23 protein-coding genes are annotated in these 25634 nt (G+C 41.3%); 9 read left to right on the top strand and 14 right to left on the bottom strand.

Translation table 11 applies throughout. The features are described 5' to 3' along the window. Window positions 1-13 precede the first annotated feature (13 nt). Both NOS7524_RS21220 and NOS7524_RS21215 read right to left on the bottom strand, forming a co-directional pair. Window positions 14-481 (bottom strand): tetratricopeptide repeat protein, encoded by a 468-nt coding sequence (locus tag NOS7524_RS21220; protein WP_015140535.1) that lies wholly within the window; start codon window positions 479-481, stop codon window positions 14-16. A gap of 4 nt (window positions 482-485) precedes the next feature. Beyond that, on the bottom strand, window positions 486-1442 hold the full coding sequence (locus tag NOS7524_RS21215) for a homogentisate phytyltransferase (RefSeq protein ID WP_015140534.1): 957 nt from the start codon (window positions 1440-1442) through the stop codon (window positions 486-488). 191 nt (window positions 1443-1633) lie between these two features. On the opposite strand from NOS7524_RS21215, the gene NOS7524_RS21210 reads away from it, so the two are divergent. Beyond that, window positions 1634-2110 carry a hypothetical protein gene (locus tag NOS7524_RS21210; RefSeq protein ID WP_015140533.1) on the top strand — a complete coding sequence of 159 codons (477 nt, stop codon included), beginning with the start codon at window positions 1634-1636 and terminating at the stop codon, window positions 2108-2110. A gap of 356 nt (window positions 2111-2466) precedes the next feature. On the opposite strand, the gene NOS7524_RS21205 is transcribed toward NOS7524_RS21210, so the two are convergent. Further along, entirely contained in the window at window positions 2467-3309 is an 843-nt protein-coding gene (locus NOS7524_RS21205; protein ID WP_015140532.1) for a methyltransferase domain-containing protein, read from the bottom strand. 194 nt (window positions 3310-3503) lie between these two features. Between NOS7524_RS21205 and NOS7524_RS21200 the strand changes: the two genes are divergently transcribed. Together NOS7524_RS21200 and NOS7524_RS21195 are read left to right on the top strand one after the other, a co-directional pair. After that, complete coding sequence (locus NOS7524_RS21200) at window positions 3504-4838, top strand: TrkH family potassium uptake protein (RefSeq protein WP_015140531.1); 1335 nt, start codon at window positions 3504-3506, stop codon at window positions 4836-4838. A gap of 190 nt (window positions 4839-5028) precedes the next feature. Continuing rightward, a complete protein-coding gene (locus NOS7524_RS21195) occupies window positions 5029-5724 on the top strand; it encodes a potassium channel family protein (RefSeq protein ID WP_015140530.1) in 696 nt (231 codons plus the stop codon). Window positions 5725-6194: 470 nt separating this feature from the next. On the opposite strand, the gene NOS7524_RS21190 is transcribed toward NOS7524_RS21195, so the two are convergent. Continuing rightward, complete coding sequence (locus NOS7524_RS21190) at window positions 6195-7334, bottom strand: tetratricopeptide repeat protein (protein WP_015140529.1); 1140 nt, start codon at window positions 7332-7334, stop codon at window positions 6195-6197. A 179-nt stretch (window positions 7335-7513) separates the two neighbouring features. Then, on the bottom strand, window positions 7514-8689 hold the full coding sequence (gene queA, locus NOS7524_RS21185; protein WP_015140528.1) for a tRNA preQ1(34) S-adenosylmethionine ribosyltransferase-isomerase QueA: 1176 nt from the start codon (window positions 8687-8689) through the stop codon (window positions 7514-7516). Between the two features lie 279 nt (window positions 8690-8968). Here queA and NOS7524_RS21180 point away from each other — a divergent pair, with 279 nt between their 5' ends. Beyond that, complete coding sequence (locus tag NOS7524_RS21180) at window positions 8969-9358, top strand: hypothetical protein (RefSeq protein WP_015140527.1); 390 nt, start codon at window positions 8969-8971, stop codon at window positions 9356-9358. Between the two features lie 93 nt (window positions 9359-9451). Here NOS7524_RS21180 and NOS7524_RS21175 read toward each other — a convergent pair whose 3' ends face one another. Further along, window positions 9452-9910: a YraN family protein gene (locus NOS7524_RS21175; protein ID WP_015140526.1), complete on the bottom strand. Its 459-nt coding sequence runs from the start codon at window positions 9908-9910 to the stop codon at window positions 9452-9454. Between the two features lie 15 nt (window positions 9911-9925). On the opposite strand from NOS7524_RS21175, the gene NOS7524_RS21170 reads away from it, so the two are divergent. After that, window positions 9926-10483 carry a pentapeptide repeat-containing protein gene (locus NOS7524_RS21170; RefSeq protein ID WP_015140525.1) on the top strand — a complete coding sequence of 186 codons (558 nt, stop codon included), beginning with the start codon at window positions 9926-9928 and terminating at the stop codon, window positions 10481-10483. A gap of 141 nt (window positions 10484-10624) precedes the next feature. Here NOS7524_RS21170 and NOS7524_RS21165 read toward each other — a convergent pair whose 3' ends face one another. From NOS7524_RS21165 to NOS7524_RS21150, 4 genes are all read right to left on the bottom strand, one after another. Continuing rightward, complete coding sequence (locus tag NOS7524_RS21165) at window positions 10625-12793, bottom strand: DEAD/DEAH box helicase (RefSeq protein ID WP_015140524.1); 2169 nt, start codon at window positions 12791-12793, stop codon at window positions 10625-10627. A 43-nt stretch (window positions 12794-12836) separates the two neighbouring features. Then, window positions 12837-14165 carry an ATP-binding protein gene (locus NOS7524_RS21160; RefSeq protein ID WP_015140523.1) on the bottom strand — a complete coding sequence of 443 codons (1329 nt, stop codon included), beginning with the start codon at window positions 14163-14165 and terminating at the stop codon, window positions 12837-12839. Window positions 14166-14262: 97 nt separating this feature from the next. Next, on the bottom strand, window positions 14263-15561 hold the full coding sequence (locus tag NOS7524_RS21155) for a tellurite resistance TerB C-terminal domain-containing protein (RefSeq protein ID WP_015140522.1): 1299 nt from the start codon (window positions 15559-15561) through the stop codon (window positions 14263-14265). A 153-nt stretch (window positions 15562-15714) separates the two neighbouring features. Next, window positions 15715-17070, bottom strand: a complete 1356-nt coding sequence (locus NOS7524_RS21150; RefSeq protein ID WP_041555407.1) for an ATP-binding protein — start codon at window positions 17068-17070, stop codon at window positions 15715-15717. A gap of 88 nt (window positions 17071-17158) precedes the next feature. Between NOS7524_RS21150 and NOS7524_RS21145 the strand changes: the two genes are divergently transcribed. Together NOS7524_RS21145 and NOS7524_RS21140 are read left to right on the top strand one after the other, a co-directional pair. Continuing rightward, window positions 17159-17479, top strand: a complete 321-nt coding sequence (locus NOS7524_RS21145) for a TMEM14 family protein (RefSeq protein ID WP_015140520.1) — start codon at window positions 17159-17161, stop codon at window positions 17477-17479. 389 nt (window positions 17480-17868) lie between these two features. After that, window positions 17869-18807: an alpha/beta fold hydrolase gene (locus tag NOS7524_RS21140; protein WP_015140519.1), complete on the top strand. Its 939-nt coding sequence runs from the start codon at window positions 17869-17871 to the stop codon at window positions 18805-18807. A gap of 102 nt (window positions 18808-18909) precedes the next feature. Here the strand turns inward: NOS7524_RS21140 and NOS7524_RS21135 are convergent, their stop codons facing one another. Together NOS7524_RS21135 and NOS7524_RS21130 are read right to left on the bottom strand one after the other, a co-directional pair. Then, complete coding sequence (locus NOS7524_RS21135; protein WP_015140518.1) at window positions 18910-19983, bottom strand: anthranilate phosphoribosyltransferase family protein; 1074 nt, start codon at window positions 19981-19983, stop codon at window positions 18910-18912. Between the two features lie 83 nt (window positions 19984-20066). Next, on the bottom strand, window positions 20067-21008 hold the full coding sequence (locus NOS7524_RS21130; protein WP_015140517.1) for a LysR family transcriptional regulator: 942 nt from the start codon (window positions 21006-21008) through the stop codon (window positions 20067-20069). Between the two features lie 203 nt (window positions 21009-21211). Between NOS7524_RS21130 and NOS7524_RS21125 the strand changes: the two genes are divergently transcribed. Both NOS7524_RS21125 and NOS7524_RS21120 read left to right on the top strand, forming a co-directional pair. Then, on the top strand, window positions 21212-22918 hold the full coding sequence (locus NOS7524_RS21125; RefSeq protein ID WP_015137799.1) for an ISL3 family transposase: 1707 nt from the start codon (window positions 21212-21214) through the stop codon (window positions 22916-22918). Window positions 22919-22950: 32 nt separating this feature from the next. After that, the gene (locus NOS7524_RS21120) at window positions 22951-23301 is read left to right on the top strand and encodes a four helix bundle protein (RefSeq protein ID WP_015137800.1); all 351 of its coding nucleotides are present in this window, start codon (window positions 22951-22953) and stop codon (window positions 23299-23301) included. Between the two features lie 153 nt (window positions 23302-23454). Here the strand turns inward: NOS7524_RS21120 and NOS7524_RS21115 are convergent, their stop codons facing one another. Continuing rightward, on the bottom strand, window positions 23455-24669 hold the full coding sequence (locus tag NOS7524_RS21115; RefSeq protein ID WP_041555406.1) for a HEAT repeat domain-containing protein: 1215 nt from the start codon (window positions 24667-24669) through the stop codon (window positions 23455-23457). 307 nt (window positions 24670-24976) lie between these two features. Continuing rightward, a complete protein-coding gene (locus NOS7524_RS21110) occupies window positions 24977-25402 on the bottom strand; it encodes a QcrA and Rieske domain-containing protein (protein ID WP_015140515.1) in 426 nt (141 codons plus the stop codon). Between the last annotated feature and the right edge of the window lie 232 nt (window positions 25403-25634).

Genomic DNA, 25634 nt, shown 5'->3' with positions numbered 1-25634 from the left:
TTTTGATGGGAATTTAACTTGATTTAGCACCCATTTTATCTAATAGTTGATTAATTCTTTGAGCTTTTTGAGGTTGGCGTTGCTTTTGGAATAGTTCTTGAGATTTTTTTAAATTAGCTGTAGCTGCTGCTTGTTGATTTTGCTGCATCAAAATATTGGCTAGACGCAGATAAGCTTCAGGATTTTTAGGACTACGTTGAATTACTTCTTGGTATAATTCTGTAGCTTCTGCAATTTTGTCTTGCGCTTTTAAAACATCACCTAAAAATAAGCGCACAACATCATTTGTAGAGTTAATATTAATCACCTTTCTAAAAGCTGCTTCTGCGCCTTCATAGTCTTGCTGTTGATAAAGGTTAACGCCTTGTTGGAATAAATTGGCGGTAATTAAAGTTTTGCTAGCAAAATAAATCAGTAATGAAATACCAAGAGCAACTACAATAATTGCCAAAATATCATTTATTTGCAAATTATTAAACATGATTTTACGCTAAAAGACAGGCAACAGGGAACATTAAGTATTCTAGGAAAAATAGCTTCCAGATGAATTGATAAAATTGAGCGATCGCTTGTTTATCTTGTAAGTCTACTGCCAAACTCCGCACCCACATCCAACACAATACTACTAAATGAGAAATCACTAAAAACTCTGGGTTAATAGACTCTACACGTAGCACACCAACTATCACCATACCTAAATAGCAAATCGTCAGTATCCATAGAGCTAAATTAAATACAGCCTGGGAACCTAATTGAATAGTAAAGGTAGTGATATTGTATAGGCGATCGCCTTCCATATCGGGGATATCTTTAAAGATAGCGATCGCAAAAGTAAATACCAAAATAAATATTGTTAAAACCCATACTGCCACAGGAATTAGCTGCTGGGTTTTCAGTATCCAACTAAAGTGCAGATACAATCCCAAATTTACAATTGTTCCGCGCACAGAAAAAATACACAATGCTGCCCAAAATGGAAACCGCTTTAAGCGAATAGGAGGTAAAGAATAAGCTGTACCAATTGCCAGACTTAAAGCCACCATTCCCGACAAATAAGGGCCATTTAGCCATGCGAAGACTAAAGCTAAAATCCCAGTAATAATGACAATTACTTGTCCTTGTCTGCGGGTAAATTCTCCTGATGCGATTGGCAGATGAGGTTTATTAACCTTATCAATCTCGACATCTTCTAGCTGATTCAACCCCACAATATAAACATTGCCACATAAACAAGCCACCCATGCGCCTAAAACGGACATGATTTGAGTCACAGCAAAACCTGTAGAGCCAATCGCCACAGCAACTAAATATAAACTAAAGACACTTAAACTTGTACCAATAATTGTGTGTGGGCGGGAAAACTTCCAAAAAGCATAAAACCATTGGAAAGGTGATTGCAAAGATTTACGTTGCAAAGGACTGTTTTGAGAACTCTGGCTCATGATTAGCTTGGATAGGTAGATATGCTGGCAACTATTTATCTATTGTCACAGAATTTGGGGAATAGGGGAGCAGAGGAGCAAGGGAGAACTTTTCACCTGTAACCTGTAACCTGTAACCTGTAACCTATACTGTGCGATCGCTTTAATTCCGAGGGAATCATTAAGATGAGATCCATCCGGGTAAATATTCTATGCCTTATCAAAATATCACCGCCTCCCTTTCCCCAGCAGATGTCCAAGAGATTAAAGCAGCGATGGCGACTATTCAAGCCAAGTTGCCATTTCTCGTGACGCTGAGTGTGGAGGAACGACGCAAGTTATTTAAGATGGGCGATAAAAGTCTCGCCTTTGTCAACAATAGTCTGACAGCTGCCCAGTCTAACCCAGACATTTTACCGTCAACTTTTGATGTCAATGAATTTGTGCGTGATTATCAACTAGCCGCCACCCTCACCGAACTGTTGATTGGACTACGTCAACTCACAGAACAAGTAGATGATACTCTCATGGCTGTTGGTAGCGAAGCAATGGGCAACAGTTTAACTGTTTATGATTACGTCAAGACAGCCGCTAAGAAAACTCCGGGGTTAAAAACTGTGGCGGAACAGTTAGGGGAACGGTTTAAAGCCATCAAAAGTAAACCCGCGAAAGTTGCTGCTGATGCTTAAGGGGTTTTTTTAAGTATCTAGTGATGTAGTAAATACTTTTAGATCCCCCTAAATCCCTTTTCAAAAGCAGGGTTGTTTCATTCTTGCCAGAGAAAATTCAAAGCCCTTATTTCTTCGTCTGTTCTCTATCAACATTTTGGGAAAGCATAACGAAATAAAGAAGCTTCTAGATTATTCTCTCGTTGTATGAAACCACCCTGCCCTTCCCTACTAGGGAAGGGGGTTGGGGGGTTAGGTTTTTCATTACTGAATCGATGCTCTAGGTAGGGATTGGGCATGGGGCATTAGATTTTCCCCTGTGCTTTCCTGCTTCCTCCCAACCTCAACCCTGTCACCTGTCACCTGTCACCTGTAGCCTACTTATTCCCGCACAATAAACCAAACTTAATTAACCCCCGCTCATAACCGCGACTCATCAAACCCAGTGATAACGCCCCTTGAATCGTACCCCAACCAGCCCGCAGTAACCCGAATATTGCTTGGGGAGTAATGGCGGAATCTATAACTATGTTCCAAAATGGGGCAACAGCTTGCGACCAATCAGCAGTGCGAATATTATTTAATGGTAATTGACGAGCGATCGCTTCATACTCCGGCAAGGAAATCACATAGGGTAAACAATACACTCGATAAATATCCTCTAAGTGCTTTTGTTCGTCTGCTGATAGAGGTAATTCATCAGTAGGACGATGACACCAAGTCACCATAATGAATGTACCGCCCGGTTTTAACACTCGGTAGCACTCTTGCATAAACTTGGTTTTATCTGGCATATGTTCACCACTTTCCAGTGACCAAACCAAGTCAAAAGTATGATCATCAAAAGGCATAGCTTGAGCATTTGCCACAAGAAACTGACTTCTTTCACTCAAATGTAATTCTTTGGCACGTTCCGTAGCTCTAGCCGCTTGTACTGGACTCAAAGTAATCCCTGTAGCCTGAGCATGAAACTTTTCTGCTAAGTAGAGAGAACTACCACCAATACCACAGCCTACATCTAAAATGTTTTCTGCTGTCTCTACCCCTGCCCAACTCAGCAGTTCTTCGATTAAATCAATTTGTGCTTGACGACGATCTTTTTTTTCCCTACCATCCACACCGTAATAGCCGTGGTGCATATGTTCGCCCCAAATCTGCTCCCACAGCCCAGAGGAAGCATCGTAAAATTGCTGGATTCGCTGGTAAAGTGTTGCACTCATGAACAAAGCAGTGTTAAGACAAAGCAAAATTTAAAAAAACATATTCGTAGGCTACCATGTGTGTTTTTAATTGAATAAGAAAGTTTTTATTTCCTGGAGGGTAAAGTTCATCAAACCTTCCAGGAAAAATTTATTCAGTCTGACTCTGACTCTCCGCAGATCCATGTGCCAAGTTACACAAGTTTGAATGGTTTATGACTGTTTCTCGCACAATTTGTTTAGGATTTCTAGCTGTCATCACCGTAGGAACTATCTTATTGATGATGCCCTTTTCCACTAGCAGTGGTAATTGGAATGATCCGATTGTGGCATTGTTTACATCTACATCCGCAGTTTGTGTTACTGGTTTAGCAGTAGTTGATACTGGTACTTATTTTTCTTTTTGGGGTCAGTTATTTATTTTGATGTTGGCTCAAATTGGCGGATTAGGCTACATGACAACCACTACCTTTTTGATTTTGCTAATTGGACGCAGGTTTGACTTACGCCAAAAAGTTGCTATTCAACAAGCTTTAGACCGACCAGGAATGAGTGGTAGCACCCAAGTTATCCGTTCTATTATTGCCACTACTCTGATTTTCGAGATTACCGGAATATTCTTATTAATGCCAGCTTTTGTTGCTGATTATGGATGGAATCAAGGCATTTGGTTAGCGGTTTTTCATAGTATCAATGCTTGGAATAATGCTGGATTTAGTTTGTTTCCAGATAGTTTAATCAGATATCAATCATCTTGGTTAGTAGTTTTGACAATCACTTTTTTAATTATTGCCGGAGGTATTGGTTATCAAGTAATTTTAGAAACATATATTTGGTTGCGCGATCGCTTGCTGAAAAAAAAGGCGACTTTAGTTTTTTCTTTAGACTTTAAAGTTGCCACTAGCACAACAATGATACTTTTATTTTTGGGGACAGTTGCATTTTTATGTATAGAAATCAGAAACCCCGAAACCTTTGGTAATCAAAGTCTCAGCCACCAATTACTACTTGCTTGGTTTCAGTCAGTTACTCCCAGAACTGCTGGTTTTAATACCATAGATATAGGCAAAATGACAACGGCTGGTTTATTTATCACCATTACTCTCATGTTTATCGGTGCAAGTCCTGGTGGAACCGGAGGCGGCATGAAAACCACTACATTAAGAGTTCTTACCAGTTGTACTAAATCAATTCTTCAAGGTAAAGAAGAGGTTTTATTATACGAGCGCAAAATAGCAATATCTTTAATTTTGAAAGCTGTTGGTGTTTTAGTTGGTTCTGTAGCTACTGTAATGTTAGCAACTATTTTAATCGCTGTTACAGACCCCAAACTAGACTTTATTGAAATTTTGTTTGAAACAGTTTCAGCTTTTGCTACAGTCGGACTTTCAACTGGTATTACAGGTACTGTATCCACCGTAGCTAAATTCATTTTAATTATCACCATGTACGTAGGAAGAGTAGGTGTTTTACTCCTAATGTCCGCTATTTTAGGCGATCCTCGTCCCACTAGAATCCACTATCCAGAAGAAAACTTACTTGTAGGATAGTTGCTGAGGATGGGGACGCAGAAGGTGCAGCAGCGCAGGGGAGAAAAACTAATGACTAACAACTACTGACTACTGATTACTGGGTACTGGTAAAATGTAGATGATTCCAGCCAACAATAAAAATTTATAATTGCTTGAAGCTAATAGCTTTTTGTCCTCGATACAGGGAATAATAAGAAGGATTACAGATGTGAATCTTGCATCGTTAGGATTTTTTCGCAGTTTACGTAGAGATAACCACCAGTTTGCCGTAATTGGGTTAGGTCGTTTTGGTCGTTCTGTTTGTTCAACACTGCATAAATTCGGCTATCAAGTGTTGGCCACAGATATTGATGAAAAACGAGTAGCAGCAGCCTTAACTGAAGAGATAGTTGGTCACGCTTTACAACTAGACTCAACTGAACCAGCCGCACTCAAAGAAGCGGGAATTTATGAATTTGATACGGTGATCATCGCTATTGGTAACTACGTTCAGGAAAGTATCATTACTACTTTAAATGTTAAAGAGGGTGGTGTACCTCATGTAGTTGCTAAAGCTTCTAGTGAGGTACACCATAAACTGCTGAAGCGTGTAGGCGCAGATCATGTTGTTTTTCCGGAATATGAAGCAGGTTGTGCTTTAGCACGTACACTTACCAAACCATCAATATTAGATAGATTTGACCTTGATCCAGATAATAGTATTGTGGAAGTAATTGTCCCCGATGAATTTCATGGCAAAACTGTTGCAGAACTCCAACTACGTAACCGTTATGGTTTGAATTTGTTAGCTGTAAGTCATGATGGCAAATTTCAAATTAATCCTGATCCCTACAAACGTCTAGAACGTGGTTCAGCAATGGTAGTAATTGGCCGGAATAAAGATATTAATCGGTTGCCAATATAAACAGGGTTTATGTAGTCAATAGCAAAACTCATCTGTATTCAATAAATACACTTGTGTTTTAGTCTGCTAGTTATTGCGCTAAGGTTGGTAATTGGTAATAGTTAATCATCTTTCACCAATTACCTGCTCTCTTGCTATAGGAATCATATTTGATTTTTGTTGGCGTAGCCTGCGCTAGCGCATAAAAACTCAGTATACCCCTACCCCCCTCTTCTTTCCTATTGCCTATTGCCTATTGCCTACCTACGCAAATCATTTAGCTACGCCACGTTACACGAACAGTAATCAAACCGGATTCCTATATTGATACTTTAAACCCTGATAAAAAAAGTAAAGGTTCAAAACCTCGCCCCTTGTAGTTGGCTAAGTTTAATTGCGTAAAGCCTACGGCATAGCTGCGCTCAGAGCAGAGCTGGGCGGGAGCATCGTTGCGTTAGCGTAGCGGGACGTTAGTCCATTGTGAATTGGGTTTATACTTTGCCATTACCACCAGTTTGACTTGGTGTAGAACTAGGAAAAACTGGTTTAAACAGCTGTTGTTCTACTGAAACAGGTACATCCTCAGTAGGGGGTGGTGTGGTTGCAGGCGTGGCATTATCAGTAAGTTTGGGCGTTTGGTTAGCAGTAGATGCTTGTCGTTGTTGAAGTTGTTGCTCCTCAATTTTTTGGGCAACTTGCTGCATTAATTGCTCAATTTTTTGTGCTTGCTCAACATTACCTTGCTCACGATACCCATTGTGAGCGCGTTTTAATGCAGCAGTAGCTTTTTTGAGGTCGCCTTGATTGTATAAAGTCACACCCAGATTATAGTAAGCTGAGGCATTTTTGGGGTCTTGGCGCACAGCTTGCGTATACACTGCAATAGCTTCAGCAGTTTGCCCTTGAAGTGCCATCAGACTTCCCAAATTACTGTAGGCTGCGGCATTTTTGGGATCTAACTTGAGGACTTGCTGATAAGCCACGATCGCCTCCTCCATTTTGCCAGATTCTTGCAGTGCGATCGCTAGGTTATAATACGCATTAGCATTGCTAGGATCAAAATTGGTTGCTTGCTGGTAAGCTGCGATCGCTTCTGGTAACTGTCCTTGTTCGTAGAGTACCAAACCCAAGTTATAGTGGGCGGCTGTCCTTGTCGGATCTATAACCAAAGCTTGGCGGTAAGCTGTAATTGCTGCTTCTTTTTGTCCTTGGCGTTGTAACGCTAACCCCAAGTTGTAATAAGCTTCACCCAGATTGGGGTTAATTCTAATCGCCTCACCATATTCCTGTACCGCTATATCTAGGCGGTTTTGCATGAGGAAAATATTACCAAGATAATTCCTCGCCATCCCTAAATTTGGATCTCGCTGCAAAGCTTGGCGAAAAGCATATTCCGCACCCTGCCAGTCAGTGCGATTGTAGCGCGTGACTCCCTGTTGATAAAGGCTAGCTGCTTCTAAATCTTGAGAAACTGGTGTTTGTGCCAGCAGCTTGCTTCCTGGTAAATCAACAAACGGGGCTGCCAACACCAAAACCGCAGATGCAGCACAGAGAAGCCCTAAAGATGGCTGTTGAAATTTAATCACAGTTAAGCCACAAAACCACTGTCTAAATCGATGTTGTTTATACATAGTGGAATCTCTGTACTTATGGTCAGATCCTTATAAGTCAGAGTACCCATTACTATATGAAAACTTAAAACTTGAACAAAAAAAATTTGTGAAGGAATGGAGAATGGGGACTGGGGATTAGGGACTGGGGACTGGGAGGAAGCAGGGGAACTAGCGTAACTCTTATCCCAATGCTCCACTCACGACTCAGCACTTACTACTCCCTTAGCTTCTGGCAAAATCAACATGGCATCACCGAAGGAGTAAAAGCGATATCGAGAAGCGATCGCTTCCTGGTATATATTTAATAATCTCTCTCTACCAATCAGCGCACTTACCAGCATCAGCAAACTAGAACGAGGCAGGTGAAAATTGGTAATTAAACCTTCTACGACACGCCATTGGTAGCCAGGATAGATAAAAAGGTTTGTCTTCCCACAAAAAGGTTGTAAATCACCACAGGCTGCTGCTCCTTCCAAAGCACGGACTACCGTTGTTCCTACGGCAATAATCCGACCTCCTGCTTGTTTGGTAGCACGGATTTGTTCTACTGTATCGGCGGGAACTTCTATCCATTCTTCGTGCATTTGGTGGCTGGTTACGTCTTCTACTTCCACAGGGCGAAAAGTTCCCACGCCAACGTGCAGCGTAATAAAAGCTTGATTGATATGGCGATCGCGTAATTTTTCAAGTAGTTCTGGAGTAAAGTGTAACCCAGCTGTAGGAGCTGCGATCGCTCCTGGTTGTTCGGCATAAACTGTTTGATACTGTTCATCTGCCGCCTGTGATGCCGTAATGTAAGGCGGAAGGGGTATTTCACCGAATTTATCTAAAATTTGGACTAAAGATTGACCCTCTGGTACATCAAATTGCAGTAAACGCCCTCCTGTAGCCTTGTCTGTTTCTAAAACAGTAGCAGTTAACTGCGGACTGGGGGCTGAGTAAAGACCTAATCTTCCTGATTCAAAAAATATTTTACTTCCTTTTTTAAAGCGTTTTCCGGGCTTAACTAAAGCTAACCAACAGTTATGCTGACGCTCTTCTAATAGTAAAATTTCAACTTCTGCACCAGTTGATTTTCGCCCATACAGCCGGGCTGGAATAACTTTTGTATTATTCATGATTAACAAATCTCCAGAACGGAGAATATCTGCTAAATCACGAAAAATGTGGTGTAATGGAGCGGAGTCCTGCCCTGTAGTGGGAGAATCTACCACCAACAAACGAGAACTATCTCTGGGAATTACTGGATTTTGAGCAATTAGTTCTGGGGGCAGTTCATAGTCATACCCAGCTAATGAAGAATCTAAATTTGTAACTTGTGCTGCTTGATTCGAGATTGGATTGTGATTAACTTGTGATAGTTGCTGCTCCATAGAGATTCCTATTGCCTAATGAGTTTTGAGTTGTATTAGCGGTAGCAGAACGTAGTCTGTGCTGGCTGCTGAGTAATGAACTAGAACTGGAAAAATTTAATTTCCCAGTCCCCAGTCCCCAATCCCCTGCCTAGATTACAAGAATAAGTAACACGTAAACAATCAGATGAAAATTGGGTAAAACTCCCCATGCCAAAACGGGGAGTTCTACCCTACCGAGATTAGAGCTTATTGACGAAGATAAATATGTAGGATTGGCTTTGATCCCAAGCACCAAACATGGAATACTTGTACTACCTAGCAAATGCTAGTTTAACTCTGAGGGTCGTTCAATACCTGCACGGTAGACCCCAGATACCTGTTTCTTTCGTCACCGTAATTCATCAAATTGATGGCTGGGTGGTTCGGATCAAACTTAAAGGCCATTTCTCGCCCGAAGATGATGGCGACTTTCGAGCTTATCTCAATGAACTAGGGATTAGCTACCAGCCGCCCATGCGGGTGCAAATGGCTCTTTGGAGTTTGGAAGCTGGGCAGTGTCCTGTGGATGTGATGCGCCGCTATCAAGTAGCGATTGTCTCTCACGGTAGCCCAGAACGAGAGGAGATAGAAGCTTTTCGGCAACAGTTTGTCCGGGGATTGGGTTACTGTCCGGAAACTCTGGCTTAATAACTATCTATTGAACGATGTTACATACTAATTGGTAATTGGTCACTGATAATAGAGAGATTTTATCCCTCACCAATTACCAATCACCTCTAATCAATGAATTAAGTCAAAAGCAGCTGGAATATATTCCTGTAGTTGAAAGTTGTATCCTACTGCTGATGAACTAGCCAAGGCTGGTTGCTGGTTGACAGCCTCGTGGTAATTTTGAGAAATTTTGAGACAACAAACAATAGCAACATCAAAGCGACAGGTGTAATCGGCTTTATCTGGGTATTTGGCTAAGAATATCCCAGCCGTTCGCCCAATTTTTACTTGCTTTTTGAGTGTAATTGCACCTTTCCCCCAAGTGTCCCAATTTCCTGGAGAGCGGGTTTTAACTTCTACAAAAACCAATGTAGAGTCTGGATATTGGGCGATGATATCAATTTCTCCCCAACGGCACGAAAAGCGACGTTGTAGAATTGACCAACCTGTAGATTGTAACCATTGCGCTACAAGGTCTTCTCCAAAATCGCCAATATCGGGATAATGTGATGGTGGAGGATTCGCCATTGGCTAAAAAATAGCATGAATTCTAAGTTAAGCGATCGCGTGTTAGCTGCCATACTCGACTCAACCAAAAGGCTGTTCGGGTTAAAGCTCTGGGTAAGTATACTCAGTGTATTGCTTTGGGGAATATTAGGCATCACGACAATTGCCGGTTTTGCTCCCACAGCATTGGCACTGGATTACAACAAAGAAATTTTAATAGAAGCTGATTTTTCAGGGCGTGATTTAACAGACTCCAGTTTTACTAAAGCTAATCTGCGTCAGAGTAACTTTAGTAACTCCAATTTACAGGGTGTCAGTTTCTTTGCCGCCAATTTAGAATCAGCTAATCTGCAAGGTGTCAACCTCAGCAATGCTACTTTAGACTCAGCTCGTCTTATCAAAGCCGATTTGACAAATGCAGTCTTAGAAGGCGCATTTGCTGCTAACGCCAAATTTGATGGAGCAATTATCGACGGTGCAGATTTTACTGATGTACTCTTACGTCCAGATGAGCAGAAGAAATTATGCAAGGTTGCCAAAGGGACTAATCCCACTACCGGACGTGACACCCACGACACCTTGTACTGCCCATAGTTTGTCATAATTGGGGCAGATAGAAGGGTGTGTTACGGCTAAGTCAGGTTATGAGCCTGAAAGAAAGTCAGAATGAGCCGTAACGCACCTAATTCAACTTTTCTCTGTTGTTTCGTGTCTCTTTACTGAATGCAAAATCTCCTACCACATTGCAACCTGCTGCCGTAATTCTTCCATATCTAAATAATCATAAGCAAAAGCCTTTCTCAACAGTGGATGAGGAATAAATTCATCATATTTTTGCATTTCTGGAGCTTCCGCAGAACTGACTAAAGCTTCTGGAATAATTCTTTGCTCACACAAAGAAGCAATTTCTTGCTGAACATATTTCAGCTTATTTTTTCCTAATTTCAATGTTAGATAATAGGGATTCACCCCACCAATACTACTGATTTCTAAAGATTCCCGACAGAATGTATTAATTAATCTTTCTAAAGTGCGGTAAGCCACTGTACCCATCCAGGGAAATATACAACACTTACCTTTATCTAACTGCACAATATTCTGCTTATCTAATCCAGCTTTTTGTACTAACTTTCGCACTGTTTGTAACCGGTGCCAAGCTTTTTTTTGCAAATAGCTATACTCGACATCTTCTAGCAAAACTTGCCGCATCTTTTGCAACACTTTAGTATGAATAGTACCACTACCACCACGCCAAAAACTCGTAGCTTTACCTTCTACTTGTTTAACCAAAATATTTCTTTTCTTAAAATCAATTTCTACAACTTCCCAAGTTCTACCAGCTAAAGCAAATTGATTCCCTACAGAAGGTGGCATAATAATACTACCAATAGCTGTAGTTCCTTGCTTGACACTATATTCCTGATTATCAGCAAATACAGCATAAAACTGAAACTTACCTGCTATTTTTTCTCCAGCTAAACCCAAAATTAATTTATCCTGCTCGGTACGTTGAATATGACCAATATCAATTAAATATCGCAACAATAATTTATAATCTTCCTGAGAAATAGCAGCAAATGGAGGCAGACTTAAAACCTGTTTAGCTAACAACCCAGGTGAAATTTCTGCTGACGCTACTAAGATGCTCATTGTTTGGTGATACAGCAAACTCAAAGGATATTTAATTGGCTTAATTGGTTCAATCCAACGCTCTTCTAGGTAAAGTTGAATAATAGCTATACACTGTAAAAGTTGCCAAGGAATCTGCTCTGGTAAAGGTGCTTCTGCTACAAGTTCCTCTTCAGCACAGATGAACCGCATATCAGCTGCTTCACCCCTTCTGCCTGCACGCCCCAAACGTTGTAAAAAACTCGCTACCGATGGCGGTGATTCTAACTGAATCACACGCTCTAAATGTCCAATATCTATACCTAATTCTAGAGTCAGGGTAGCAGCAGTTACGGCTGGTTGATTGGGTTCGCGCATGGCATTTTCAGCCACTTGTCGTAAACTAGCAGAGATACTGCCGTGATGAACATGATATATATCTGGTAGTGCTTGTTGAGCCGCAATTTGCCGCAAAGAGGCAATGATTAGTTCAGTTTGAGTACGGTTATTAGCGAAGATTAAACATTTGCGGGATTGACTGAGATTAAAAATATATTGCTCATAGTCTGTAGTTGCAACTTCGTCTAGATTTTTATCAATATAAAAGTGTTCTAACGCTAGTTTAATTTGGCGTTTCCCTGCTTCTACTTTGGGTGTAATGACTGGTTTATCAGTTCCGGAACACAACCACTCTTCAGCCATTGAGTAATCACCAAGAGTTGCTGATAAACCAATGCGTCGGGGTTGTGTTTTGGTTAAATTCGCTAAACGCTGTAATTGACAAATAATTTGACAACCGCGTTCAGTACCCATGAAGGCGTGAATTTCATCAATAATGACAAATCTTAAGTCACCAAAGAGGCGTAATATATCTTGATGTTTGTTGATTAATAAGCTTTCGAGTGATTCTGGTGTAATTTGTAGAATGCCTTGGGGATTTTTTAGTAGTTTATTTTTCCGACTTTGCGCGACATCGCCATGCCAATGATAAACGGGAATATCGGCTGATTTAAGTAAGTCGTTTAGGCGTTCAAATTGGTCGTTAATTAAGGCTTTGATGGGGCCAATATATAGTGCGCCTATGGTTTTAGGGGGGTTTTGGTGAAGCAGGGTTAAAACTGGTAAAAATGCAGCTTCAGTTTTCCCGGCAGCTGTGGCGGCGGCAATTAATAAGTGAGCATCTGTGTCAAATATAATTTGACAGGCGGCTGTTTGGACTGGTCTTAGTTCTGTCCAGTTGTGTTGATAAATGTATTCTTGGATGAAGGGTGCAAGTTTTTTGAAGGCATCACTCATATTTGATTTTTGAACGCAGAGGGGCGCGGAGGAAAGGGGAGAGTTATAAGCTAAATTCGGCGGCGTTATCTTCATCGAGATCTGTATTTTTGCCTGCCGTAGTTGGTTTAAATTGGGAACCGTGAATTAGTTGCGTAAAGTTAATGCTCGGGTTGTGATGGAGGATATTTAAAACGCTAATAAAATCACGGACGATTTCTCCTGGTGTGAGTAATGCTTCTGCACCTAGGCGGTTGACGATTTCTTGGACAAATTCTTTTAATTCACGATTGGTTAAGGTTTTTTCGTATCCGAAATGTGTAGCATGAATCTCGGTTAAGCGTTGCAATAGGGTGAGAATTTCTGCTTCGCTTAAAGGATTTAGTCGAATAACTGGCCCTAAAAATTCTTGCACATCTGCTTGGGTGGCAAAACGGCTTTCTTTGGTGCGTCTGCGCCAAGCTGGATCTGCAAATAGCCCCCGGTTTGGATCTTCTAAAAATTTGGTTGTGCCACCAATCACTATGCCCAGATGTTCTGCTTTGCATTGCATGGTGTCATTAAACATTGCTAGCAGTCTGTTGTAGTTTTTTTCACGGGTAACTGTAGTTGATATTTGGTAGATATTAACGGCTTCATCCATCAAAACCAAGAGTCCTTTATAGCCAATTTCGGCAACAAATTTGGCGATGAGTTTAATGTAGTCATACCAACTTTCATCATCAATAATTACCCTTACTCCTAGGGCTGCTTTGGCTTCAATTTTGGTACTAAATTCTCCACGCAACCATCGCAAGGCGGCATTTTTTAGGTCATCATTGTCTAGGCGATATCCACGCCAATAAGCAGCAATCACTGTGCCAAAATCAAAGCCGTGTACTAGGTCTTCAATATAATGAATGACTTCTCGAATTTTGGTTTCTACTTTGTCATCAAAACCTTCATCATTAGGACGTAGTTCAGTTTCTTTGACTACTTCTTGTTGAATTTTATTAATCCAACCTTCTAATATGGAAACTAATGCACCACCGTCAGGACGCGTTTTTGTGGATAGGCGACTCATTAATTCTCGATAAGTAGCTAAACCTTCATTATTGCTTCCTGCTAGTCTGCGTTCTGAGGATAAATCAGCATCAGCTACAACAAATCCTTGCTCCATTGCGCGGTTGCGAATCATTTGGAGCATGAAGCTTTTACCAGAACCATAGTTACCAATTATAAAGCGAAATGCTGCTACACCTTCTGCAATATCATCGAGATTTTGTAATAGGCTCTTAAGTTCTTTTTCTCGTCCAACTGCTATATGCTCAACTCCTATTCTGGGAACTACTCCTGCACCTAGGGAATTTATTAAAGCGGTTGAAGTTTTTTTCGAGATTTTGAGCTTTGCCATGTATTTCACTTTAGCTTGATATCAATGCAGAATATATATATGTCTAGCTTGAGATATATATCTACTTACTAATAATTTTACAATGCTGGGGATAAATTTAATTTGAGGAAGCGTATCTAGCCATCAAACTTTCATACAAGACAATCATGTTTCTGACATTCGTTATATACTCTGGATAAACTTCTGGTTTTTCTAAACCTGTAGCAATGATTAATTCACCGATAACATCACTAGCAAGTTCATTGATGGCATCAATCAATAAATTAGGCATAGTGATATGAACTTCAGCAATTTTTTTGATGGCTGGATTGGGATTATCTTGCTCTACTATGGCTTTTAAAACTTGCAGTTCATGTCCTGGTAATTGTTTGAAAAACTGATGCCATATTTCTGGTAAGCTTTCAGATGGATTAGAGGCAGGGTTGTCTGTATTTAAAGTTTCTATTAAATCGGAAAAAGGAAATAATTCACTATTTTCTAATGCTGGTTCTACTGGGGGATTTTCCGATAGAGGTGCTTGATTAAAGGTTTCTATTTGCTGTAGTAGTTCCCAAACTTGACTTTGCAAGAGGTCACGCTCTTCTTGTAATAGAGTTAGTTCATTGCGTAATTGCTGTAACTCTGATTGTTGTTCTGATTTTTGAGTTTGTAAAGAGTTGAGCTTGGCTGCTAAAGTTTCTTTCTCGTTGGTTATATCTATAAGTAATTGATTTTGCTGTGTTTTGGCAGTTTCTAAACCTTGAATTTCTAGTCTGAGTTCATAAAGTTTTTCTTCAAGTTGAGGTTTGATTCTACCTAGGAGGGTTAAATTATTCTCAACTTCTTGTTTTTCTTGTTGCAGTTCACTAATTTGAGTTTGCAACTGATTAATTTCTGCGCGAGATGTATTAAAATACAACTCTAAACGGCGTTTTTCTGATGTCAGGGTAGACAAAGAATTATTTAGTTCTTTTTGATGTTGCCCTAAGTTATGAATTTCAGTTTTTAAAATACTAACTTCAGTCTCTAACTGCTTTTTTTGGCTGGCAATATTACCTAACTCTCGATGTACACTATCTCTTTGGTTGCGGCATTCTAAGATTTGATTTTGCAGTTGTTTTGATTCGGCATATAACAAACTACGATGAGCTTCAATTTGTTCGATTTCTCTGACTATACGAGATTTTAGTCCCTCCATGTCTTTAATTCGTTTACGGTGGGAACTTAAAATCAAGAGTTCATGACTTCTGCGGCGCTTATCTACAAATAAAGCAGCTGCATAGGTAGCAACTACAGTAATTACCCCTGTGACAAAGGCCTGATTAAAATCCCATTTGGGAACTAGACTCAAACCAAAACTTACACTAAAGGCAACTATACCTAAAATTATTCGATTACTGACTATGACTGATTGCATATCGCTGATGTTTAGCGTTGTGAATTTTTTAGAATAAATAGTTGTGCAATTGATGACACCTCATATTTTCTTGTTGATCTCTCCAGTTGTAATTGTTTGTGTATAATTTTGTCGCGAAAGTAACAAAATATTGCAATCAAGAAACAATTATTTTCATGATTCAATATTAGATGTATTGTGATTAGCACTAAATAGTTTTAATTCTGCTGTTAAAAAATCAATGAACTGCCGTGCTGTGCGTCCAGAACGCCCATTATGACGGGTTGCCCATTGCAATGCTTGATATTCTAAATCCCGATGATTGATGTTAATGTCAGCCTGTGTTGCAAGATGTCGAACAATTTGTAAATATGTCTGTTGATCGGCTGACTCAAAGGTTAATGTTAAACCAAAGCGATCGCTAAAGGAAAGCTTCTCTTGCATTGTATCCCAAGCATGGATTTCTTCATGATCTTTGGGTGTGGGGCGATCGCTAAAAAATTCTCGAATTAAATGGCGACGATTCGATGTGGCATAGACTACAACGTTTTGGGGACGTGCGGTTAAGTTGCCTTCTAAAACTACTTTTAAGGCTTTAAAAGCATCATCATCTTCTTCAAAGGATAAATCATCGACAAAGATGATAAATTTCTGTGGCACTCCTCGTAACTGTTCCACAATAGCTGGTAAATCCTGCAAGTCTGATTTTGTCACTTCTACTAGACGTAGTTGGCGATTGCCATACTCATTTAACAAAGCTTTGATTAAAGAAGATTTACCTGTACCACGGCTACCGTAAAGTAATACGTGCAGTGCTACCTCCCCCGATAATAAAAACTCTGTATTCTTTAACAAAGCATCCCGTTGTGACTCGTAACCTACCAGTGTACTCAGTTTAATGGGGTCAGGGTAAGGAACGCCAACAAACTGACCTCCTTGCCAGCGTAAAGCACGATATTGGGCAAATAAACCTGTACCAAATTGTCGATAATAATTTGCTAAGTCTTCTACGGCATCTGCCCAGTTATCTAAATTGTGTAGAGAAACTGCTAATTCTGTTTCTACATTTATGCTATCTGGTTCTACATACCACACCACCGGAGACACCGGCAAATGGGCTACAGCTTGTACCCACTCACTCAAAATGGCGCTGCTACATTCATAAAGACTCTGTAATATGTGTAAATCATGTTGTGCGGCGGCTACCAAAGTTGGGGGTAAATCGGCAAAGTCTCGCTGTTGGGCAAGTTGAGTGAAGGGATTTTCAGCGATGAGAATTTGATGAATCAGGTAGTCTTCCCAATTGTGCTGTCTATTAGCTAAGGCGTGAAAGTAGTTGCCATAAGCTTGGAGACAACCCCGTGCATCAGCATCAGTGTAACGTATGGCTTGCAACAGTTCCAAAAAAGCATTGCCTACCTCACTGTGGAGGACTGATTGGTACAGTAAAAGTGAGGCTGCTTGACGTTGGAGGAGTTGAATCTGGGCATAAGAGGAAATACTTGCCGTGGGCATCGCTGGATTATCCATCAATCAACTAGGTAATGTAGCTCAATAGCTATGGTCAAGTGTCTATCGGTCTGAGTAGCAAAATCAAAATCTAGAATAGGGTTTCACCATGAATTTAAGTATAATTGCTGCGATCGCCTATGGGATGTTAGCGATTATTGGTGGCATTATTGGCTACTTACAGGCGAATAGTCAAGTTTCCCTCCTCAGTGGGACTGTTAGTGGTTTATTACTCATAGCTACTGCTTACTTTCAACTCCAAGGACAAACCTGGGCTTTGATTGTAGCAATTTCTATCACTGCTATTTTAGTAGTATTCTTTGCCTTGAGATTGGCTAGAACACGTAAATTTATGCCGGCAGGATTAATGACTATTTTAGGTATGCTGGCACTGACAGTGATGGTAAATCAGCTGGTTACTTTTGGGTAGAGGCTAGAAAGGTCGTGACAACTACCTGATCTGACGCTGGTTAGAGGTGTCACAATTATTAGTTGGCCGATAATAGCAATTGTGGGCTTACGCTTGAATACGACGTTAGTTGAACTTCAAAAAGTAAAGTTTATTGTGTTTTTATTGATGATTTTGAAGTGAAATAACTGTCACCTGCGCTGAGAACTGACTTTTCACGGGATCTGGAAAACCCCTCTCCAAACCTCTCCCCTACAAGGAGAGAGGCTTTAATTTTTCCCCCTTCCCTGTCTTCGACACGCTGCGCGAACGCAGGGAAGGGGGTTAGGGGGTTAGGTTTCACGTTAGCTTTTCCACATAACGTGAAAAGTCAGGCGCTGAGAAACTGTAATCATTAACAATTAAGACTTATGTTTCAGCCACAGGGATTTGAACAACGTTCTATCATTACCTCCCTAGGTAAGATGGTGTATTACACTGCCACTGGCTCACTTTGGCAGGACAATGAAACTCCACAGCCAGAACGAGAAACTTTGGTGTTTCTACATGGTTTTGGTGGAGGATCTTCATCTTATGAGTGGTCGAAGGTTTATCCAGCTTTTGCGGCTGAGTACCGGATTCTCGCCCCAGATTTAATCGGTTGGGGTAAGTCGGAACATCCAGCGAGGAATTACACCATTGAGGACTATTTGACGGTAATTCGAGAGTTTGTTGAGCAAACTTGCACCACAGGGCCAGTCACAGCGATCGCTTCTTCTCTGACAGCAGCGTTTACAATTCGAGTGGCGATTACCCATCCCCATCTATTTAAGTCTCTGGTTCTCGTCACGCCAGCCGGACTGTCTGACTTTGGTGAAGACTATTCCCGTAGCTGGTTTGCCCAAATTATCAGCATTCCCGTTCTAGATCGCGTACTATATAGCACTGGTGTTGCTACTAGCGGCGGTATTCGTAGTTTCTTAGAACAACGGCAATTTGCCCAACCAAACCGTATCTACGAAGAAATTGTTGCAACTTATCTAGAATCTGCTCAACAGCCGAATGCTGAGTATGCAGCATTATCTTTTGTCAGGGGTGACTTGTGCTTTGATTTATCACTCTATATCCAACAGTTGATTACTCCTACTGCCATTATTTGGGGTCAAAAGTCCCAATTTACAGGCCCAGATATTGGCCGCCGCCTAGCAGAGAAAAATCCTCAAGCTATCCGAGTTTTTCAACCGTTGGAAGATGTGGGTTTAACACCACAGTTGGAACTCCCAGCCGTGACAATCGGACTGATTCGGCGATTTTTGCCTTTGCTGAGTGATAAAAGAATTCAGCATTCAGTTATCACCATTCAAAAGTGAAACAGGCTGTATATCTTGTTCTGACTTAGGGTGCAGGTGTTTAAATCAGTGAGCAGTGATTCAGTTATCACTGTTTATTGTTAAAACCCTGCCATCCTTCAATTAGTATGTATGCTGAAAAGTTTTGCCTGAGATTACCTTTAAGACCTGATTGAGTTGTTGGAGTTTGTCAATAACCGCTCCACCAGATAATAATTCTTGAGCTTTCGTTATACCCGATCGCATATCAGTACAAATCCCACTGCGCCAGAGATAAAAGCCCCCATTCCACAAGGCTGTTTGCATTAGTTCACTGGTTCTTCCAGCCAATACTCCCTGAATTTCAGCTAGCAATTCTGCCGTACTTGTGAGGGGGACATTCTTAGTGGTAAAGCCGTAATCATGGGGAGATAAAAGCAATCTTTCGATTTCTTGCGGTGTTTTAGATAAGGCAATGATGGCTGTGCGATCGCGTGGTAAGTCACAGCTGCCTTCTAATCCCTTCACTAAGGTAAACTTGCTCACTCCCCGCAATCCTAAAGCTACCTGGAACATGGCTTCTGTGGGCGGATGAACAAACCCAGCCATGATATGAGCATCACCCCCATAGGGACACCAAATTAATTCCATTGTGGCTAAGGGTGGACGCTTGCCGAGTTGGTCGCGGTATTCCCAAATACTTTGATTTAAGGGAAAATGCTGGGGCGTATACACAAAGCCGATGCCTGTTTGCTCGAAGACTTCTTGGATATTTGCCAATGATAAGGTAGTCCAATCAACCCCTAATCCTTGCCAAATCTCTACTAAAGGTAAGCCGTATTTTGTCGGTAGGCGATCGCCGCCGTGCATCACTACTGGTTGCCCTACGGTAGCCAGAATCAGGGCTGTAACGGGGCTAATTGGCGCTGTACGGGTTCTACCATCATAAGGTTGACCAAAAACTATGACTGGACGTGTATCGGTAATTGGTTGCAGTTTTGGCCCCAGTTCCTCGTAAGCATCTAACATTCCTGCCAATTCTTCCCCGGTAGGACGTTTAATGCGGTGGGCAATCAAAAATGCCCCAATTTGGGCTGGTGTAGCTTCACCTAATAACATCATTTTGGTAGCGGTGGCTGCTTCAGCACGAGTTAAACTCTCGCTTGTATGGTTGCCACTGCCTACCTTTTTCAGTAGTTCCCTGAATAAAATACTCATAAAAGTCAATAGTCAATAGTCAATAGTCAACAGTCAAATTCGAGACTGAGGGTTTTGACAGTGGACATTTGACTCATCATACTTCACGAAGCCGATCGCTGTTGATCAAACTGTGGTGGGATGTTTTCTCGTACCAGTTGCCAAAAATGTTGAATCGGAGGAATTTGTAACCTGTCTTGGGTAGTTACCATCACTACTCGCCGAGTCAAACTAGAACTATCCGAAACTGAACTACTCCCAGCTAAAGGGCGAACTGCTAAAGTAGGGTCAAGACGGGCTTCTACTAATGCGGAATTGGGTAATAAAGCGATTAATTCACCTTGGCGTACCACTCCCCGGAAGGCATCTAGGGTATTGACTTCTAATGCAGCTTGCAAGGTGGCTTCTAATCGTTCAAATTTCTCTTGGATCAAGCGTTGCATCCCATAACCATCTTTAAACACTACTTGGGGATAACGCACTAACTCTGACCAAGGAACAAATTCGTATTGGGCTAAGGGATGATTAGCCGCGATCAACACTTCTATTGGTTCATCATACAGAACTTCTACTACCATTTCTCTACCGGTGGTGAGAAAGCGGTTATTCATGACAATTGCTAAATCTACCAAGCCATCTTTGAGAACTTTCAAGGCGCGATCGCTCCCTAAAGATGTCACCCGCAATTGTACCTCTGGATAATCATGACAAAATTTTTGTAAAACTGGTGGCAAGTAAGAGCCACATAGGGAATGAATAGCGGCAATACACAATTCTGGCTGCTTCCCTGCCATTAAATCTGTTAACTCTTGGGTAGCAGTCTCCCACTCTTGACAAATTTTGCGGGCGCGAGGTAATAAGCGTTCACCCCCTAAAGTCAGCTTGGCATGATTGCTTCTGTGAAACAATTCCAAACCGATATCAGCCTCCAAAGACTGGATTTGGCGACTGATAGTCGATTGAGTGACACCACATTTTTGAGCTGCTTTTTGGAAGCTGCCAGTTTCTGCGATCGCCAGAAACGCTTGCAACTGTTCTAGTCGCATGGGATTTGTAGCCTGAATTACATTTATGGCTTTGTCTTAAGTTAACGGATTTTGAGGGATAATTTGGTTCTTGGCAACTTTTGGTGATCTTGGTTGGGGGAAGGCAGAGGGCAGAAGGCAGAAGGCAGAAGTTAGAAAGATATAATTGAGATACGTCAAACTTCACTCCATCAAACATTTGAGGGATAAGCCTCAGCTTGGTTATGTCAGTGCTAAGTTATCTATTACCAGATTCAGCAAACCTGAAACTTGAAAATTGCATTCTTGACGAGATAAAAACTCAGATAAAGTTGATTGTTTCTGCTATCAATAGAGTAGTTAATTGTCCAGTTTGTAACCAACCAACTCATAAAATTCATAGTCGCTATGAGCGAAAGTTAGCAGATTTACCCTGGGCTGATTACAGCATTACTTTACAGTTAAGGGTGCGGAAGTTTTTTTGCCTTAATAAATTGTGTAAACGGCGCATTTTTGCAGAAAGGCTGACCAATGTTACCGCACCTTGGGCGAGAAGAACTCTACGTTTAGCTCAAAGACTGAGTGCGATTGGTTTAGCTAATGGTGGTGCAGCAGGGGTAAGACTCTCACAGGACTTGGGGATAAAAGTTTCTCGCAACACGCTATTAAATTTAGTCCGCTCAATTCCACTACCACCCATCGTAACGCCACATACTCTTGGGGTAGACGACTTTTGTTTTCGTAAATGTAAAACTTACGGCACAGCACTAATTGATCTCGAACGCAGACGACCAATTGCTCTACTCAAAGATGCAAAGGCTGAAACTTTGGCAGAATGGTTAAAAGCTCACCCTGGTGTCAAAGTCGTCTCACGAGATCGGTCAAAAACTTATGAAAGTGGTATTCGCCAAGGTGCGCCAGAAGCCATTCAAGTTGCAGACCGCTTTCATCTATTGCAGAACTTATCTCAAACGCTTTATCAAGTCTTTGGTAATCACGCCAAAACACTAAAAGAAGTGGAAAAACAAGTCTTTAATACTGATACTAAAGTGCATTTAGAGGTGGAAACAGCAAACAACCTTTCCATGATTGCTGAGACTAATAAGAGTCCAGTTGTGCCAAGGTTTCCCCAAAACACATCTTTAAAAAGAAAAGTTCAATCCGCCAAAGCACGGGATAGACGCAGAGAAATCCATGAGCAAGTTTGGAGACTGCGGTCTATTGGCTTATCAGGGCTAGCAATCGCTCAAGAGCTGGGAGTTTCTAAAACTACCGTATTCAATTACTTGCGTAGCTCAACTTTTACCGAACGTCGTGAACGTAGCGACCACGGTCTGAGTCTTCTCAACCCTTATCATGATTACCTCCTCAGTCGCTGGAATAGCGGGAACCACAACACCCAAGAACTGTTTGAAGAAATTCGCACCTGCGGCTATACCGGTAGTTATGCCACGGTCGCTCGCTTCACTCGTTATCTCAAGACCTTGCCCGGATTTGAGCCAGCAAAAGGTTCAAGAAAAAACGCTTCCCCCAGGGTTAGCTCTTGCGCCCATCGTCCTCTCACCCCCAGTCGCGTCACAGCTTTAGTCTTGCGACGACCAGAATTAATACAGCCTAATGAGCGTGAAGTCATCGCTCAACTACAAAAAGCCCATTCGGATTTGAAGTCAGCTATTGAACTAGCACAACAGTTTGCATCTCTTGTGCGTCAACGCCTGCCTGAGCAGCTCGATGCTTGGTTAAACAAAGCTAAAAACAGCTTGGTTTCTTTGTTGCGCTCCTTTGCTGTTAGTTTAGAGTCTGACTACGATGCTGTGAAAGCAGGTGTAACTATGTCAGTTAGTAATGGCCCAGTTGAAGGGCATATTAATCGACTGAAAATGTTAAAACGGCAGATGTATGGTCGCGCCAAGATAGACTTACTAGAACGACGATTTCTGTTGGCTATTTGAAAAGAAAATTTTGACAATTTACACTTGATTATATGAGTTATAGAAATCAGTTTATCTGGCAAAGGGCAGTTCAACTTGCTATCAATTGTTATAAATTTACCCGCCTATTTCCTCAGTCAGAATTGTACGGTTTAACTAGTCAAATACGCCGTTCATCCGTATCTGTAGCGTCTAATATAGCTGAAGGCTATGGTAGGCGTTCCAAACCAGAATATATCCAGTTTTTACATATTGCGCTAGGTTCTTTGAGAGAACTTGATACGCAATTAATCATTGCCAAAGAAGTAGATTTAGCTGATAAAGACCTTTTCACTCCCGTATTAAATGAAGTTGAGGAAATGCAAAGTATATTAGTTGCTACTTTAAACAAACTCAAGGGTTGAAATTATTACTTCTACTCTTCCGACTTCTGCCTTCTGCCCTCTGCCCTCTGCCTTCCCCCGGCTAAGATCACCAAAAGTTGCCAAGAACCGATAATTTGGTAGATTTTGATACAGCTTTTGTTGTCTATTTATATTTACCGGGAATTTTGTTAACTAAGCTATTGAAGTTTCTAGCTTCTTCAATGCAGCGATCGCGTGTAATTTTACCAGTTCATCTGTATCGTCTGACAGGGTATGCAAAAATTCCGCCGCCTGTGGAGAACCTAACTGTCCTAAAGATAAAGCGATCGCACTTCTAATAGAGGTAATTTTTGTTGCTGGATGCTGGAATGACAGCATATTTAAAAGAATGGCTGTGGCTGCTGTGGTTAACTCTGGCTTGTGGACTCGTCCCAAAACGGTGACAATTTCTTGCCATAATGTTGCTGAGGTGGTGTGATTCAGTGTCTGTTGTAAATATTCCAAACCAGATAATGTTTCCACCCAAATCAAAGCCCGAATAATTTCCAGTTGTAGGGTAATTGATGTATGGGGTGAGATGAGAACTGTAAATAAGTGTTTCACAGCAGTATCACCACCCATGCGAGCTAGAGCAACTGCGGCTGTGCAGCACACCTCAATATTAAAGTCATACAGTTTGGGTTGTAGTCGGGTAACTAAATCCAGTTCTGCACATAAGTCTGGGCGAAAACCTAAACCTTGGATGGCGGCACGTCTGACGGTAGCGGCGACATCATCCAAAGCATTTAATAGTATGGGTGGTACACGTTTGTCATGAAAACTACTGAGGGCTTCAATTGCTGCTGTACGGACTTCTGCTTGAGCATCTTCTACTACACTCAATAGCGGTGTAATAGTTTCTGGACGGCGAATATAGGAGAGCGATCGCACTGCCAAAAGCCTTGTATCATCTGACTGGAGCATTTTTGTTAGTACAGGTACAGCCACATTACCCATTTGTCCTAGTGCTGTAGCTGCGATCGCTTTCAGTTCTTCTTCTGGATTGTTTTGCAGCAATTCTACTAAAGGGCTGATGCTATCTGGATGCTGCAATTCACCCAAAATCCGCACAGCAAACCAGCGTAATTCATCCTCTGTATCTTCATCTTCGAGGATGTTAATTAATGGTGGAATAGCTATAGTTCCCAACTGAATCAGCACCTTGGCAATATCCCAACGTTGCTGAAAATCCCCCATTTCTAATATTGAAAGTGCTAGTTCTAAAAGATTTTCTAAATTAACTAACTCTGATTGTTTGGCATTATTTGTTAACACCATCTGATGCAAATATTGAGTCAGCAACGACAAATCAGTTGCATCATGCGCTGTCTGCGCCTGCACTAAAAGCTGCTCGATATTGTTCACAATACGTTACTTAAATTTTGAGTTTTGATGAGAGGGAACAACAAAAAATAAATGCTCCCAAATTGATGGTTATTGTCAATTCAAGGGTTTAAGACCCCTACGTCTACACGTAGTATCAGTTGAGTTGGGGTTTAAATTCCCGACTCCAACTGTCTTTAATTTTGAAGTAATGAGTAATAAGTAATAAGTAATGGGTATTACTGATTACTCATTACTCATTTATCTGGAAGTCCCTAGTTCTGTTGAATCCAGCCAAGTAACTAAGCTTTCAGAAACAGACGCAATCATCACTACTTGTTGCTGACTGAAACTAAATTGGCTTAACTACTACCGAACTCCCCTCAATTTTGGCGGCGTAAGTTTTGAGTGGCTTTGTAGCTGGTTCTTTTTGTACTGTACCATCAACTCCATATTCTGCACCATGACAAGGACAGACAAATTTTTGGGTTGTAGCTTGCCATGCCACCGTACAACCTTGATGGGTACAGGTAGGATTAACAGCAATCAGATTTTCAGATTTAGATGTACCAACTACTAATACAGAGCTGGCTGGTGAGTCATTAACGAGTAATTGCCCAGTTTTGTCTAATTCGGTCACAGTCCCGACTGTTTGCCAATCACTAGATCCTGAAGTTGTGGATGTTGTGTTGGGAGGAGAACAGGCTGCGATCGCTACAGGTAAGCTACTAGCTATCCAACCCAAACCCACCCAATTAATAAAATCACGACGTTTCATAGTTAAGAGTTAAGAGTTAAGAGTTAAGAGTTAAGAGTCAATAGGCAATAGGCAATAGGCAATAGGCAATAGGCAATAGGCAATAGTTATTACCCCCTGTTCCCCTATTCCCTGTCACCTGTCACCTGTCACCTATCACCTAACCAGATGTTATGCAGAAAACGCATTATTATGATTTAATTTCAGCATTATTACTAGAATTTTGTAGCTAGTTATACGATTTTATCCTAAA

It is taken from the genome of Nostoc sp. PCC 7524 (assembly GCF_000316645.1).
In the GTDB taxonomy this organism is placed as follows: Bacteria; Cyanobacteriota; Cyanobacteriia; order Cyanobacteriales; family Nostocaceae; genus Trichormus.
This window is presented reverse-complemented; position numbering and strand designations above follow the sequence as displayed.